The sequence below is a fragment of the Streptomyces sp. NPDC043878 genome (assembly GCF_056435735.1).
Genome location: NZ_JBWKDW010000044.1, coordinates 16,142 through 30,249, shown reverse-complemented (window position 1 = coordinate 30,249; position 14,108 = coordinate 16,142). Strand labels below are relative to the sequence as shown.

General features: G+C 71.5%; 11 protein-coding genes and 1 pseudogene. 5 read left to right on the top strand and 7 right to left on the bottom strand.

Annotation, left to right across the window (positions count from 1 at the left end; all coding sequences use genetic code 11):
* Positions 1-203: 203 nt before the first annotated feature.
* Positions 204-797 (top strand): DUF4291 domain-containing protein, encoded by a 594-nt coding sequence (locus tag AC07AZ_RS36785; protein ID WP_478855108.1) that lies wholly within the window; start codon positions 204-206, stop codon positions 795-797.
* A 184-nt stretch (positions 798-981) separates the two neighbouring features.
* Here the strand turns inward: AC07AZ_RS36785 and AC07AZ_RS36780 are convergent, their stop codons facing one another.
* The 3 genes from AC07AZ_RS36780 to AC07AZ_RS36770 all read right to left on the bottom strand — a co-directional run bounded on the left by AC07AZ_RS36780 (position 982) and on the right by AC07AZ_RS36770 (position 3,875).
* Positions 982-1,782 (bottom strand): hypothetical protein, encoded by an 801-nt coding sequence (locus AC07AZ_RS36780; RefSeq protein WP_478855107.1) that lies wholly within the window; start codon positions 1,780-1,782, stop codon positions 982-984.
* A gap of 228 nt (positions 1,783-2,010) precedes the next feature.
* Positions 2,011-3,012 carry a YhjD/YihY/BrkB family envelope integrity protein gene (locus AC07AZ_RS36775; RefSeq protein ID WP_478855106.1) on the bottom strand — a complete coding sequence of 334 codons (1,002 nt, stop codon included), beginning with the start codon at positions 3,010-3,012 and terminating at the stop codon, positions 2,011-2,013.
* Between the two features lie 302 nt (positions 3,013-3,314).
* Positions 3,315-3,875: a DUF3455 domain-containing protein gene (locus tag AC07AZ_RS36770; protein ID WP_478855105.1), complete on the bottom strand. Its 561-nt coding sequence runs from the start codon at positions 3,873-3,875 to the stop codon at positions 3,315-3,317.
* 516 nt (positions 3,876-4,391) lie between these two features.
* Between AC07AZ_RS36770 and AC07AZ_RS36765 the strand changes: the two genes are divergently transcribed.
* The 3 genes and pseudogenes from AC07AZ_RS36765 to AC07AZ_RS36755 all read left to right on the top strand — a co-directional run bounded on the left by AC07AZ_RS36765 (position 4,392) and on the right by AC07AZ_RS36755 (position 6,366).
* Positions 4,392-5,225, top strand: a complete 834-nt coding sequence (locus AC07AZ_RS36765) for an alpha/beta fold hydrolase (protein WP_478855104.1) — start codon at positions 4,392-4,394, stop codon at positions 5,223-5,225.
* A gap of 65 nt (positions 5,226-5,290) precedes the next feature.
* A pseudogene (locus tag AC07AZ_RS36760) lies at positions 5,291-5,425 on the top strand (serine hydrolase); the annotation flags it as partial.
* Positions 5,426-5,493: 68 nt separating this feature from the next.
* Positions 5,494-6,366, top strand: a complete 873-nt coding sequence (locus tag AC07AZ_RS36755) for a type 1 glutamine amidotransferase family protein (protein WP_478855103.1) — start codon at positions 5,494-5,496, stop codon at positions 6,364-6,366.
* A gap of 306 nt (positions 6,367-6,672) precedes the next feature.
* Here AC07AZ_RS36755 and AC07AZ_RS36750 read toward each other — a convergent pair whose 3' ends face one another.
* Positions 6,673-7,713: an NAD(P)-dependent alcohol dehydrogenase gene (locus tag AC07AZ_RS36750; RefSeq protein WP_478855102.1), complete on the bottom strand. Its 1,041-nt coding sequence runs from the start codon at positions 7,711-7,713 to the stop codon at positions 6,673-6,675.
* Between the two features lie 181 nt (positions 7,714-7,894).
* Between AC07AZ_RS36750 and AC07AZ_RS36745 the strand changes: the two genes are divergently transcribed.
* On the top strand, positions 7,895-8,821 hold the full coding sequence (locus tag AC07AZ_RS36745) for a helix-turn-helix domain-containing protein (RefSeq protein WP_478855101.1): 927 nt from the start codon (positions 7,895-7,897) through the stop codon (positions 8,819-8,821).
* Between the two features lie 197 nt (positions 8,822-9,018).
* Here the strand turns inward: AC07AZ_RS36745 and AC07AZ_RS36740 are convergent, their stop codons facing one another.
* The 3 genes from AC07AZ_RS36740 to AC07AZ_RS36730 form a co-directional block, all read right to left on the bottom strand.
* Positions 9,019-9,789 (bottom strand): globin domain-containing protein, encoded by a 771-nt coding sequence (locus tag AC07AZ_RS36740; protein ID WP_478855100.1) that lies wholly within the window; start codon positions 9,787-9,789, stop codon positions 9,019-9,021.
* A 113-nt stretch (positions 9,790-9,902) separates the two neighbouring features.
* The gene (locus AC07AZ_RS36735) at positions 9,903-13,211 is read right to left on the bottom strand and encodes a S8 family peptidase (RefSeq protein WP_478855099.1); all 3,309 of its coding nucleotides are present in this window, start codon (positions 13,209-13,211) and stop codon (positions 9,903-9,905) included.
* Positions 13,212-13,411: 200 nt separating this feature from the next.
* Positions 13,412-14,098: an ABC transporter ATP-binding protein gene (locus AC07AZ_RS36730; RefSeq protein WP_478855098.1), complete on the bottom strand. Its 687-nt coding sequence runs from the start codon at positions 14,096-14,098 to the stop codon at positions 13,412-13,414.
* Between the last annotated feature and the right edge of the window lie 10 nt (positions 14,099-14,108).

Genomic DNA, 14,108 nt, shown 5'->3' with positions numbered 1-14,108 from the left:
CCGGCACACACCACGCCGTCCTCGCCCACCCCCCTCAACGCGCGAGGACCCCCAGCGATTCCACGCCCACCCAGGCGGCCGGGCGGTCGGCCGGCGGAGCAGCGCCCGGCGGCCGACGGTGGCGGGCGGCCACGCCTCGCGCCACGGCCGGGGCGTCGAAATTCACTGGCCGACGGAAAGCGCCCGGTCCCACCCTGTACGGCATGGAAGAACCGCACCAGGGCATCCGCGCACTCCACACGGCGTCCACGATCACCGTCTACCAGGCGTACGCCCCGGAGATCGGCGTACCCGCCGTCCGCGACGGCCGTTTCCCTCCTGCTTGGAAGCGTGACCGTATGACGTGGATCAAGCCGTCCTTCCTGTGGATGATGTACCGCTGCGGGTGGGGTGCGAAGGCGGGGCAGGAGACCGTTCTCGCTGTCGAGATCGCTCGGGAGGGTTTCGACTGGGCGCTGCGGCATGCCTGTCTGTCGAGTTACGTGCGCGGCCTGCATCCCGACCGTGACGCCTGGCGGCGGGACCTCGGGCGGGCGCCCGCCCGGGTCCAGTGGGACCCCGAGCGTGATCTGCGTCTGCGTCCTCTGCCGTACCGCGCGCTGCAGCTCGGGCTGACGGGGGAGGCGGCGGCGCGGTACGCGGACGAGTGGACCGTGTCCATCACCGACGTGACTCCGCTCGCCCGTGAGATCCGCGCACTCGTCGGCCGGGGCGATCCGGAGTCCGCGGCGCTGCTGCTGCCCCGGGAGGAGCGCTACCCGGCCGGTGACGAACTGCTGGCCCATCTGCGTCACTGACCGGCGGGCCGCAGGCGCCGGCCGGCCTTCGGCGAACCGGCCCGCCCCGCCCTCACCGGGCACGGGCACCGCGCCCCGCGCTCCGGGCACGCCCATGTCCGACCCGCGTCCCGGGCCCCGGCCGGCCGACGGCCCCGCGCGGCAACCGTCGGCCCTTCCCCCGTTCTCTCAGTCCTCCACCGGCTCAGCCCACCCGGGCCTCCCCGTACGGCACCAGGCGGACCGGGCCCAGCAGGCCGTAGGCCGCTCGGGGCAGGCCGCCGTAGATCGTCGGGTCGGTGGTGCGCAGGCGGTTGGCCAGGGGGGTGGCCACCTCCACCTCGATGACGTTGCGGCCCTGCCCCAGCAGGCCGCCGAGGTCCACCACGGGGTGGATCTGGTCCACGGGGTCCAGGCGGTGACCGTTGACGGTGACCCGGCAGGTGTCGGTGACCGTGCCGAGTTCGAGGTGGGCGCCGTGACCGCCGCTCCAGCTTCCGCCGAGGGTGACGGTGGTGCGGTAGCGGCCGATGCCGGAGACGTCGGCGAGTTCCGGGATCTGCGCCCAGGGCAGCAGGGCGTCCAGGTCGAGGTCGTGTTCCACGACGGTGGTGCGGGTGGCCGTGGAGCCGGGGCGCCAGTCCTCGACGTGCAGGTGCCAGGAGGTCAGTTCGGTGACGGCGGGGACGTCCCGCAGTGTCGTGGTGACGGTTCGGCCCTGGGACAGGACGGTCCGGTACGTACCGGGCGCGGAGGCGCGGACGGTGAGGCCGGACCCGGTGAAGCGCACCTCCTCCGCTTCGCTCCCGACGGCGTGCGGGCGGTTTCCGTCGCGGTCGCCGAACAGGCCGGGGCGGCCGAGCGCCACGATCCGGGCGCTGTCCGCCGCGGCGACGGCGGGTACGCCCAGGTCGAGCGCCGCGGCCGCGGCCGTGCCGATCGCGGCGCCCAGCAGCGTGCGACGACGGAGGCCCGGTCCCGGGTGCGCTGCGGAGTGGTCGTTCATGCGTCTGGTTCACTCTCCCGGAGGGCAGCACGGAGTGGACCCTCAAGTGGCCTATGGTTTTGAATCGTTTAAATCGCTCCGAAGCTAGATGTGCCCCTCCGAGAGCGTCAAGGTTCGTGCACGCGGAAAATCCGGCGGGGGCGTACGCGTCCCGGCTTCGGCGCCCGGGTGGCGACCGGTCAGCGACCAGGTGTCGACCGGTCGGCGACCGGCCGGCCGGCCGACCGTCTAGCGGTCGGCGTCGTCGTCCGCGTCCTTGTCCGGGTTCCTGTCCGCGTCCCCGCCCGCGTTCCTGCCTCGCCGGTGGGAGGCCTGGGCCCGGACCTTGCGCCAGCGCGAACCGGTCTGTTCGACCAGGGTGTCCCACTGCCGGCGGACGTCGTTGTCGGAGGGGCGCAGTCCCTGCCGGATAAGGCTCAGTTCCTCCCGCACCTCGCGTCCGAGCGCCGCCGCCGCGACGAGCGCGAGCATCGCGGTGAACAGGGCCGAGATCAGTGCGAAGACGGCGCCGACGACCCCGTAGCGCGCGACGGAGGAGTTGAAGACGCGCGGCAGGTAGACGGTCGCGGCCACGGACCAGGCCGCCGCCAGCACGGCCGCGGTGACGCCGAAGGGGATCAGGTCACGCCAGGCGATCCGTTTCGCCGACAGGATCCAGCCGCTCCAGACGAGGAACACGGCGGTCACCGGGAACTGGCAGGCCAGGGCCACCAGCCGTACCGTGTGCCCGCCGAGGACCGCCGCGATCCAGCCCGCGACCACCGCGTAGGCGACCAGGGTGAGGATCCACCACAGGCCGTTGCGGGTGTTGCGCACACTGAGGGGCTTGAGTTCCCAGGTCTGTTCGAAGAGCCGCTGCGCGGCGCGCGCGAAGCTCAGTACCGAGATCGTCAGGAACACGAACCCGAACACGCCCACGCCGGCGGTCGTGCCCTTGGCGGGGGCGAAGAGGGAGTCGACCGCGTCGGCCCCCGCGCCGGTGAGGTGGTAGCGCTTGATGATCCGCTGCGCGGGGTCGGTGTGCACGGCGTCGCCGAGGACCGCTCCGCTGAGGATGACGAGGGGGATCAGCGCGGTGAGCGCGCTGGAGGCCAGAGCCATCGCGCGGTCGAATCCGACGATCTTCTGGAAGCGGTTGACGACACGCAGCGCGAACGCGGGACGCAGCCAGAACGTCAGCGTCCTGACGAGGCGCTCTCGATTGATCCTGGCCGTCCTGCCCTCCGTCAAGGTCGAACCTGTGTGGCGGCGCGAGCTTAACGGAGGGTCGTGAAGCGCGGGGAGGGCGACACGTCCGCATGCTCGGACCGCGAGGTGTCGCCGCTACGGCGTCACCCGGCGGCCTCGCGGGAGGCGTACCGGCGTCACCCGGCGGCCTCGCCGGAGGCGCACCGGCGTCACCCGGCGGGGGCCGGGAAGGCGCACCCGGGTGTCAGCCGACGGCCTGGCGGGAGACGTACCCGTGGCAGCCGACGGCCTCACGGACGACGTACCCCCCTCTCACCTGCCGGCCGGCGAACGCCGTAGCCGCGTCACTTGGCCGGCTTGTAGAAGGCGTACGTCGCCGAGTACGGGACGCCGATCTGGTCGGTGCCGGTGCACGCGGTGGCGGGTGCGACGCCGCCGTGGGTGCCGAGGCGCTGGATGTAGGAGACGTCGGCGAAGGTGCCCTTGCCGCGGGTGGCGGTGGACTGGAGGAGGAGCTCGGGGATGGTGCCGTCCTTGGGCGAGTTGGCGACGGCGGTGGCGTTGACGGCGCTGCCGTCCCGCGTGGACACCCAGACGGGGCCGCGGGAGTGGAGGGCGACGGGCCGGTGTGAGCGGTCGTTCCTGGCCCACAGGGTGGCGGCGGGCTCCAGCAGCTTCCAGGCGCCGTCGGTGCAGGTGTAGGTCTGCACGCCCTCGGCGGCGTAGACGCCGGTGAGCCGGTTGCCGTCGGGGACCTTGAGGGCGGCGGGGACGTCGGGGCCGGTGTGGGCGGGCCGCGCGGTCACGGCCTGGCCGGCCGTCGCGGCCGTCGCGCCCGAGAGCGTGGTGACGGCCGCCGTGGCGAGGGCCGCGGTCGTGAGGGTGAGACGCATGGCGAGTTTCATCGGGTGGGTCTCCAGAGGGTCTTCTGCGTCGGGTCGCGGGGTGGGGGCGCGCCGGGCGGGTCCCGGTCGCGGGTCGCGGGCCGTGAGCGGGTCGCGGACGCCGTGCACCTCCCGGGGCGGGCGGCGCGGGCGTCCGGTGCGCACGGCACGGGTTCGCCGGTGCGGGCGGCACGGACGGGCGGCACGCGTCTCCCGGTGGGGAGCGTCACGCCCTTGAGCCGCCCACGAGCACGCCCACGAGCCGCCCATGAGCCCGCCCATGAGCCGCCCTTGAGCGGGCCTTGAGCGGGCCCACGAGCACGGAGTATCGCCGGGCGGTTCCGGTCTGGCGAGGGACCTCAGGGCAGGCGGACGGGCAGGACGCCGTGTACTCGCGGGGCCGGCGCCCACCCCGGTAGCGGGATCACCCGTTCGGTGCATTCATGGATGAATGTGCTGCTTCCGGTCGGCGACACGGGTCGCCGGCACGACACGGCAGAGAACGGGGCAGCCAGCGAACGAGAGCCGAGGTGGAGCATGGCCATCGTGAACGTGGGCCAGGAGAACGGCACACCGATCGACATCTACTACGAGGACCACGGCAGCGGACAGCCCGTCGTGCTGATCCACGGATACCCGCTGAACGGGCACTCCTGGGAGAAGCAGGAACGGGAACTGCTGAACGCCGGCTTCCGGGTCATCACCTACGACCGCAGGGGCTTCGGCAACTCCAGCCAGCCCACGATCGGTTACGACTACGACACGTTCGCCGCGGATCTCAACGCGCTCCTCGACCAGCTCGCCCTGCCCGACGTGATCTTGTGCGGGTTCTCCATGGGGACCGGCGAGGTCACGCGCTACCTGGGCACCTACGGGTCGGGGCGGGTGAGCAAGGCGGTCCTGATGGGGGCGATCCCGCCGTTCCTGCTGAAGACCGACGACAACCCGGAGGGCGTCGACCGGTCGGTGTTCGACGGCATCAAGGAAGCCGTCGTCAGGGACCGGCCGGCCTACTTCAAGGAGTTCCTCGACAACTTCTACAACGTCGACACCTACCGCGGCACCCGCATCAGCGACCAGGCGTGGAACAACAGCTTCAACACGGCCGTCGCGGCCTCGGCGCACGCCGCCTACGCGTGTGTGGACACCTGGCTGACCGACTTCCGCCAGGACCTCCCCCGGATCGACGTGCCGACCCTCCTCATCCACGGGGACGCCGACCGCGTCCTGCCCTACGAGAGCACCGCGGCGCGGCTGCCCGAGCTGATCAAGGACCTCACCTTCGTGACCGTGCGGGGAGGTCCGCACAACGTCGCCTGGACGCATCCGGAGATCGTCAACCCGGCGCTGCTGGACTTCGTCAAGGGGTAGCCGCTCCCCCGCCGGGCCCGGTAATTCGCTTGCCCCGGATGCCGGGCAGGGGCTGAATACCTCCCATGGCCGACATCCAGGGCTCGTACGACGAACTGTTCTCCGCGGTGCCGCGTGCGCCGGCCGCGTTGCTGGACGAGGGGGACGTGGGCGGCTCGGTCGCGGTCTTCGTGGACGGCGTGCGCGAACCCGCCGGTGACACCCGGAGAGTGGAACTCGTGATGGCCGCCTGTGACGGACTCACCGGCCTCTGCGGGCGGAGGAGTTGATGGCCGGGCGGCCGGACCCGGAGCCGAGCGAACCGACCGCGGTGACGGCGGGCAGCCGTACGTTCCTGGTCGGTGGCGGGTGGGACCCAGCCGCCGCCGGGGCCGTCCACGGGCCGTTCCTGCGGGCCGCCGGGGACGCGCCCCGGATCGGGTGCCTGATCGTCGACGAGGGTGACGGGGCCGCGCAGTTCGCCCGGTACGACGCCGTGCTGCGGTCCGTCGACGCGGACTGCACGCCCGTACCGCTGCTCGTACCGCTCGGCGGGGAGTTCGCTGCCCCCTTCGGCGAGGGGACCGGCGCCGACGCCGGGGCGGACGGCCTCGACGGCCTTCTCGTCTGTGGCGGGCTGACGCCCGCGTACCAGGAGGTGCTGCGCGGCGGGCTGCCGCGCCCTCTCGCCGCGCGGGACCTGCCGTACGCCGGTTTCTCGGCCGGTGCCGCCGTCGCGGCGGACCGGGCGCTCGTCGGGGGCTGGCTGGCCGGCGGGGTCGCGGTGTGTCCCGAGGACACCGCCGAGGATCTGGAGGAGGTCGAGGTGCGGGCCGGTCTGGGACGCGTGCCGTTCACCGTGGACGTGCACGCGGCGCAGTGGGGGACCCTGCCCCGGCTGATCGCCGCCGTCGTGCGGGACGCCCTCCCGCACGGCGTCGCCGTCGACGAGAACACCATGGTCGAGGTGGACGCCGAGGGCCGGCTCGCCCGCGTCCACGGACGGGGCCGCGCGCACTCCGTACGGCCCGCGCCCGGTGCGGGCGGTGAGGTGCTCGTACGGTCCTACCGGGCCGGTGAGACCTTCCCGGTCGGCGGCGGGCCCGTCACGGCTCGCGAGCCGGTCGGCCCGCGTGGTTCGGCCCCCGGCGACGACAGCTGAGCGGCGCCCCCGCTGGAGATCCCGGTCGGGGGCCCGGACCTGCTGAGGCCGGTGGACAGGGGGCGGGAGAAGCGAGCGGTGGCCGCCGTACAGCCGGGGAAGGTGACGAGGAGAAGCGAGTGGTGGCCGCCGGGGCAGGTGACGAGGAGAACCGAGTGGTGGCCGCCGGGGCAGAGGGCGGGGAGAAGCGGATGGTGGGCGCCCCACCGCCGGGGCGGGTGGCAACGCGCGCGGGGCCGCCGTGCCGAAAGCCCGGGCCCCGGCGGCGCGTACGCCGTCGGGGCCCGGGCTTCGGAGCGGGGGGTGTCAGATCGTCGCCGTGTCGATGACGAAGCGGTAGCGGACGTCGCTGGCGAGCACCCGCTCGTACGCCTCGTTGATCTCGGAGGCGCTGATCAGCTCGATCTCGGCACCGAAGCCGTGCTCGGCGCAGAAGTCCAGCATCTCCTGGGTCTCCTGGATGCCGCCGATGCCGGAACCGGCGAGGGTCTTGCGGCCGCCGATCACGGAGAACAGGTTGAGCGCGACGGGCTCCTCGGGCGCGCCGACGTTCACGAAGGCGCCGTCCGTCCTGAGCAGGGCCAGGAACTGGTCCAGGTTCAGCGGGGCGGAGACCGTCGACAGGATCAGGTCGAAGGTGCCGCGCAGCTTCTTGAACGTCTCCGGGTCGCTGGTGGCGTAGTAGTGGTCGGCGCCCAGCTTGAGGCCGTCCTCCTTCTTGCGCAGCGACTGCGAGAGCACGGTGACCTCGGCGCCCAGCGCGTGGGCGATCTTGACGCCCATGTGGCCGAGGCCGCCCATGCCGAGGATGGCGACCTTCTTGCCGGGGCCGGCGTTCCAGTGCTTCAGCGGGGAGTACGTGGTGATGCCGGCGCACAGCAGCGGCGCGGCCTCCTCCAGCTTCAGGCCCTCGGGGATGTGCAGGGTGTAGTTCTCGTCCACGACGATCTTCTCGGAGTAGCCGCCGTAGGTGGGCTCGCCGTCCTTGCCGACGGCGTTGTAGGTGCCGACACCGCCGACGGTGCAGTACTGCTCCAGGCCGGCCTTGCAGTTGTCGCACTCACGGCAGGAGTCGACCAGGCAGCCGACGCCCGCGCGGTCGCCGACCTTGAACTTCGTGACGCCGGAACCGACCTCGGTCACGATGCCGGCGATCTCGTGGCCGGGGACCATCGGGAAGATCGCCTCGCCCCAGCCCTCCCGGGCCTGGTGTATGTCGGAGTGGCAGATGCCGGCGAACTTGACGTCGATCAGGACGTCGAATTCGCCTACCGGACGGCGCTCGATCGTGGTGCGCTCCAGCGGAGCCTTGGCGGCGGGGGCGGCGTACGCGGCGACTGTGGTCATACCGGGGTCTCCTAGGGGGGTGAGGGAACGCGTGCCCGGCTGCCTGCTGCTCTTTTCCGGGCACGCCGTCCAGCCTGCCCGAAGTACCGGCCTTCACCCAGGCCACGCCCCTGCCTACGTTCGCTGTGCCTACCACTGGCGGGGTCAGGCTCGTGAACGTACGACCGTGAATACTGGACGTATGGACGAATCGCCCGACCCCCTGGCCGACCCCGTGGGCGCCGGCGGAGCGCTGGACCGGCGCGCCGAGCTCAGCGAGTTCCTGCGCACCCGGCGCGCCCGGCTGAAGCCGGAGGACGTGGGGCTGCACGGCTTCGGGCGGCACCGGCGGGTGCCGGGGCTGCGCCGGGAGGAACTCGCGCAGCTCGCCGGGGTGTCGGTGGCGTACTACACGCGCCTGGAGCAGGGCAACGGGCGGAACGTGTCGGCGGAGGTGCTGGACTCGATCGCCCGCGCGCTGCGGCTGAGCGACGCCGAGCACGCGCACCTCACCCACCTCGCGAACCCCAGGCAGCACAAGAAGAAGTCCTCGGCGCGGCCCCAGCAGGTGCGGACGTCGCTGCGGCAGCTGCTGGACACGATGGACGGCGTTCCGTCGTACGTCGTGGGGCGGCGCACGGAGATCCTGGCGTGGAACCGGATGGCGGCCGCGGTCTTCGGCGACTGGTCGGAGCTGCCGCCGGCGGAGCGGAACTGGGCGCGGCTCGTCTTCCTGCGCCCCGAGTACCGCGACCTGTTCGTGGACTGGGAGCAGAAGGCGATCGACATCGTGTGCGCGCTGCGCATGGACGCGGGCTGCCATCCGGACGACCCGCGGCTGTCCGCCCTGGTGGGCGAACTCTCCGTGAAGAGCGAGGAGTTCCGGCGGCTGTGGGCCACGCACGACGTGAAGGAGAAGAGCCACGGCGTGAAGTTGCTGCACCATCCCCTGGTCGGTGAACTGGCCCTGCGGTTCGAGTCGTTGCGGCTGCCCGACGACAGCGAGCAGAGCATGCTGATGTACCACGCGGAGCCGTCCTCGGCCTCGGCGGAGGCGCTGCGTCTGCTGGCGAGCTGGGGCGCGGACGCCACCCGGTCGGGGACGGGCAGACCGGCGCCGTCGGCGTGACGCCACCCGGATCGGGGACAGGCAGACCGGCGCCGTAGGCGTGACGCCACCCGGATCGGGGACAGGCAGACCGGCGCCGTAGGCGTGACGCCACCCGGATCGGGGACAGGCAGACCGGCGCCGTCGGCGTGACGCCACCGGGGTCGGAGACAGGCAGACCGGCCCCGGCGTCCTGACGGCGCCGCCCGCGGTCTGGCTCACCCCTGGTACGGCGGCATGGCCCCCCAGCTCCACCTCGGCACGGGCTGTTCCGCGGGAGGTGTCGCCCCGGGGCCGGAGAAGTGGACGGCGAGCCGGGTGCCCCACTCCACGTAGGCCAGGAACGCCGAGCGGAACTCGGCGTCGGCCGGCAGTCCCGCCTCGTCGGCCGCGTCCTGGATCAGCTCGACCCAGCGGCGGCGCTGCGCCTCGGTGATGTTCTTGCCGACGTGCTTGGCGACCATGTGGCCGTGGCCGCCCTGGGTCTCGGAGTAGGCGGGCGGCCCGCCGAAGACCTCGCCGAGCCAGAGCGCGACATGCGAGGCGTGCTCGGCTGCCAGGCCCGCGAACACGGGGGCCAGCAGGTCGTCGCGCAGGACCTTCTCGTAGAAGACCGTGGTGAGCCGGGCGAATGCCTCGGCACCGCCCGCCCAGTCGTAGAGGGTCGGCACGGCCGAGCCGGACCCCCGCACCGCCGTCGGCTTGTAGTGGCGCATCTCCTCGATGTCGCCGGTGTAGGGGCCGATCTCGGCGAGGAAGTCGTCGAACAGCTCCGACTTCCGGAAACCCTCCAGATGGGCCTCGCTCGACGTCCAGGTGATCCGCAGGATGAAGTGCTGGAAGTCCTCCTCGCTGCGGGCCAGCTCGTAGTCGAGGCACTCGGGCGCCGCCGCGAGCCGCGCGCCGGCCCGGGTGTAGGCGGCGAGGAACTCCGCCGAGCGGTCCTCGGGAATGCGGTAGCGGATGTATTCGACGGTCTGTGTGGTCATGGGCCCACAGAAACACGAACGGCCCACCGGAGGCTGTACCTCCGGTGGGCCGTTCGCTCACGGCCTACCGACCGTCGTACGACCTACGCGCTGTGGCAGTCGTGCTTCCTGCCCTACTTGCCGTAGTACGCGTTGTAGATCGAGACCGTCGACTTGTTGCCCTTCTTGTCGGCGATCTTCGCGTGGAAGGAGATGGCCTTCCCCTTCGCCGGGTTCTTGACCTTGATCTTGCCGTTTACCACGGTGACCTTCTTCCAGGTCTGGCCGTAGTCGTAGGACACGTACACCGCCAGCGACCTGAGGTTGCTGCCCTTGGCCGCTCCCTCGACGACCACCGGGATCGTGACCGTCCGGCCGGCCTCGACCCGGTTGTCCAGGCCGGTGGCCGCCGCGAAGCGGGCGACGGAGGCGGGCAGCTTCACCATGCCCGCGGTCCTCTTCGAGCGGAACGTGAAGCTCGTGTCGACGCGGGTGGAGGCCGCCGCGATCTTGACGCTGCGCTTGACCGACGTCGTCAGCTTGTACTCGGCGTCGCCCGACGGGACCTTGAACTCCTTCTCACCGAACAGCGGGTCGTCATTGGAGCCGACCTTGGTGCCGTTGCGGTACAGGGTCGAGGTGACCGAGGTGAAGTCGGAGGAACCCGCGTGGGTCTTGCCGTCGGCGAACAGCGGGAGGAAACCGGAGATGCTGTTGCCGTCGCGGTAGATGCCGAAGTCGGAGTTGAGGTGCGGTCCGAACACGGCCGTGTTGAACGTCTTCGAGTAGGTCTGGCCCGCCTTGAAGGTCTGCGAGCCGCCCAGCGTGTAGTACGCCTCGGAGATCGGGAAACCGTCCTGGTCGACGCCGCCGGACTGCTGGAAGTCCAGGTCCCACTTCACGCCGCCTGCCGTGGACAGGTACAGCGTCCGGGTGCCGGGCAGGGTCTGCGGGATGCCCATGGACGACGCGCCGAAGCTCCCGGGCAGCCAGCCGGTCGCGGCCACCGAGCCCTTCTTGCCGCTGGCCCCGGAGCCCATGCCGACCTTCACCTTGGCGAAGTCGGTCGCCTTGTAGTGCTTGGTGTAGCCGGTGGCGAGCTGCTTGACCGTGGCGCCGGTCGTGGTGTCGTACTCCTTGGCCGCGCCGCTGCTCCAGTGGCCGTCCCACTGCTGGGTCAGCGAGCCGTCGGTGACCTGCGGACCGAGGTGCGCCGTGCGGAAGTTGGCGTAGGAGTCCAGGAACCAGCCGAAGCTGACCCCGAGGTCGGGCGAGTCGACCGAGAACTCCGGCGATGCGAACTCCGACTTGGCGGCCGCGTCCGGAACGGTGATGTCGACCGGCTTCGCGATGCGCGCGTCCAGCGTGAGCGTGGTGTTCCCGGTGACGCTCAGCTTCGGTCGGGCCAGCCAGTCGGCACCCTTGCTGAAGTCCTTCGGGTCCACGAAGACACTGGTGTTGAGGACGTAGCCGCCGCGGGGCACGCGAACGGTGACGGTGCCGTCGGGGTCGTACGGGGAGAAGGACTTCTCCTTGGCGAGACCGGAGATGCCTTCCAGGTCGGTGTCGTAGTACTGCGCCGGCTTGCCGTCACGGTCGAGGAACTTCAGCGTGACGTCGTAGGACTCGACCTCCCGCTGCACCGCCGCCGCCGTGCGCACGGTCTGGCCGGCGCCCGTCGCGGTCACGTACGCGGAGTACGCGCCGTCGGTGGTGCCGCCCAGCTTGCTGTTGACGGTGAGGTCGACGGAGGCCTTGCCGCCCGCCGGGACCGTCACCGTGGTGGCGCCGAGCTTGAAGAAGCCGGCCGGAGCGGCCTGCCCCTTCGGGTCGGTGGCGGCCACCGCCAGCTTCAGCGTCACGTCCGTGGTGCCGAGGTTGCGGTACGTCAGCTGCTTGGCGACCGGCGTGTCGTCGGTGTGCGGCCACTGCTGGAGTCCGAAGCTCACCGACGAGGGGTCGGCGATCACGGACTGCTTGATGGCCTTGTCGACCTGGATGCGGCCCGAACCCTGCTCGAACGGCGTGTACTTGCCGCCCTTAGCGGAGCCGGTCAGCGCGCCCTTCAGCTCGGCGTACGTCCAGTCCGGGTGCTCCTGCTTGAGGATCGCCGCCGCGCCCGCCACGTGCGGGGTCGCCATCGACGTACCGGAGATCGTGAGATAGCCCGGCGGCTTCTCCCCGACCTCCTGGTCGATGAGGCTGCCCGGGGCGGCGGCCGCGGTGATGTCGACGCCGGGCGCGGTCACGTCGGGCTTGATCTGCCCGTCGAGGCCGGGGCCGCGGCTGGAGAAGGAGGCCAGCTTGTCCTTGTCGTCGACCGCGCCGACGGTCAGGGCCGCGGCCGCGCTGCCCGGGGAGCCGATGGTCTGCTCGCCGAAGTCGCCGTCGTTGCCGGCGGCGATGGCGAACAGGATGCCCTTGGTCTCCGAGAGCTTGTTCACCTCGGCTTCCAGCGGGTCGATCTCCGGGGTGTCGCCGCCGCCGAGGCTGAGGTTGACGACGTCGGCGCCCTGCTCGGCCGCCCACTCCATGCCCGCGAGGATCTGCGAGTCGTCGCCGTAGCCGTCGTCGCTGAGGACCTTGCCGTTGAGCAGCTTCGCGCCCGGCGCCACGCCCTTGTACTTGCCGCCCGACTTCGCGCCGGTGCCGGCGGCGATGGAGGCGACGTGCGTGCCGTGGCCGAACTTGTCGGTCGCGTCGGCGGAGGTGGAGAAGTTCTTGGCCGCGATCACCTGGTCCTTGAGGTCCGGGTGGGTCGCGTCGATGCCGGTGTCCAGGACGGCGATCTTGACGCCCTTGCCGTCGTAGCCGGCCGCCCACGCGGTGGGGGCGCCGATCTGCGGCACGGACTTGTCGAGGCTGGCCTTGCGGACGCCGTCGAGCCAGACGTGCGCGATGCCGGAGGCCGTCTTGTCGCCGTTGGTGACCGCGTCCCACAGTTCGGGCGCGTCCTGCTTCGGCGTCTGGATGGCGTCGGCGTTGAGGGACCTGAGGTTCGAGCGGAGCTTGCCCGCGTCGCGCACGTCGGCCTTGGTGGCCGACGCGGTGCCGCTGTAGCCGACGATGACCTTCAGGCCGTGCTTCTGGGACTTGCGGGTGGCGGCCTTGTCGAGCTCGGTGACGTCGAACAGGCGCTGGTCCAGCTTGCCGTTCGCGACCAGACGGGCGACGTCGGCCGGGATGACGTAGGTGTGCCCGTCGGCCCTGCGGGTCTGGACGGGTATGTGCTCGCGGCCCTTGGCGGGCTCCAGGCCGACGACGCGGCCCTTGGTGTCGAGCACGACGCGGTCACCGGTGATCAGGGTGAGGCGGTGCTTCGACGTGAGCGGGGCCTTCGGGGCACTCGCCTGCTCGGCCTTCGCCGACGCCGGGCTGGTCATGCCCGCCGCCAGGGCCACGGCGGCCGCCGTGGCGATCGTGACCGCGCATGCCTTTTTCACTTGTCTGCGCAAAACTCCCCCTCGTGGAAGTACCGGGTGACATTCCCCTTTCACCCGGCCGGGGGAGCTTTCGCACGCACGTGCGTGCACCCCCCGGAACACGCAGTATGCCGGGGGGTGATCACAGAGCTCAATAGACAGGTGCCTGACAACGGCACCTTGTTACGCGTTCGTCGTGTTGTCCCGTGAGGATTTCGCCGTCACGCGTTCGTCGCGTTCTCCTTCACCGTGATCTTTCCCTTGCGGATCGTCGCCAGGCGCGGCGCCTTCCTCGCGATCGACGAATCGTGGGTGACCATGATGAAAGTGAGCCCGAACTCCTTCCACATGCGCTCCAGTACGTCCATGATCTCGTCGCGCATCGATTCGTCGAGGTTTCCGGTGGGCTCGTCGCACAGCAGCACCTTCGGCTGCTTCACCAGCGCCCGCGCGATCGCCACCCGCTGCTGCTGGCCGCCGGACATCTCGCCCGGCAGGTGCCCGAGCCGCTCGCCGAGGCCGACCGACCGCAGCGCCTCCGCGGCCCGCTCACGCCGGTCCCTGCCCTTCACCCCGAGCGGTACGAGGGCGGTCTCGACGTTCTCCTGCGCGGTGAGCGTCGGGATCAGGTTGAAGCTCTGGAAGACGAAGCCGATGTTCTCGCTGCGCACCCGGGTGAGCTTGGCCTCGGACAGTTTCGCGAGGTCGGTGCCGTCGAGGACGACCTCGCCCGCGGTCGGCCGGTCGAGCCCGCCGAGCATCTGCAGCAGCGTGGACTTGCCGCCGCCGGTGGGGCCCTGGATGACGAGCCGGTCGCCGTCCGCGATGGTCAGGTCGACACCGGCGAGCGCGTCGACGGTCTCCTTGCCCCGCGCATAGCGCTTGGTGACGCCTCTGAGTTCGTACATGGTCCAACTC

What these genes read in the sequence shown, in the direction of transcription:
- AC07AZ_RS36785 (WP_478855108.1), top strand. Translation starts at nt 204, where the DNA reads ATGGAAGAACCGCACCAGGGCATCCGCGCACTCCACACGGCGTCCACG.
- AC07AZ_RS36780 (WP_478855107.1), bottom strand. Translation starts at nt 1,782, where the DNA reads ATGAACGACCACTCCGCAGCGCACCCGGGACCGGGCCTCCGTCGTCGC.
- AC07AZ_RS36770 (WP_478855105.1), bottom strand. Translation starts at nt 3,875, where the DNA reads ATGAAACTCGCCATGCGTCTCACCCTCACGACCGCGGCCCTCGCCACG.
- AC07AZ_RS36765 (WP_478855104.1), top strand. Translation starts at nt 4,392, where the DNA reads ATGGCCATCGTGAACGTGGGCCAGGAGAACGGCACACCGATCGACATC.
- AC07AZ_RS36755 (WP_478855103.1), top strand. Translation starts at nt 5,494, where the DNA reads ATGGCCGGGCGGCCGGACCCGGAGCCGAGCGAACCGACCGCGGTGACG.
- AC07AZ_RS36750 (WP_478855102.1), bottom strand. Translation starts at nt 7,713, where the DNA reads ATGACCACAGTCGCCGCGTACGCCGCCCCCGCCGCCAAGGCTCCGCTG.
- AC07AZ_RS36745 (WP_478855101.1), top strand. Translation starts at nt 7,895, where the DNA reads ATGGACGAATCGCCCGACCCCCTGGCCGACCCCGTGGGCGCCGGCGGA.
- AC07AZ_RS36740 (WP_478855100.1), bottom strand. Translation starts at nt 9,789, where the DNA reads ATGACCACACAGACCGTCGAATACATCCGCTACCGCATTCCCGAGGAC.
- AC07AZ_RS36730 (WP_478855098.1), bottom strand. Translation starts at nt 14,098, where the DNA reads ATGTACGAACTCAGAGGCGTCACCAAGCGCTATGCGCGGGGCAAGGAG.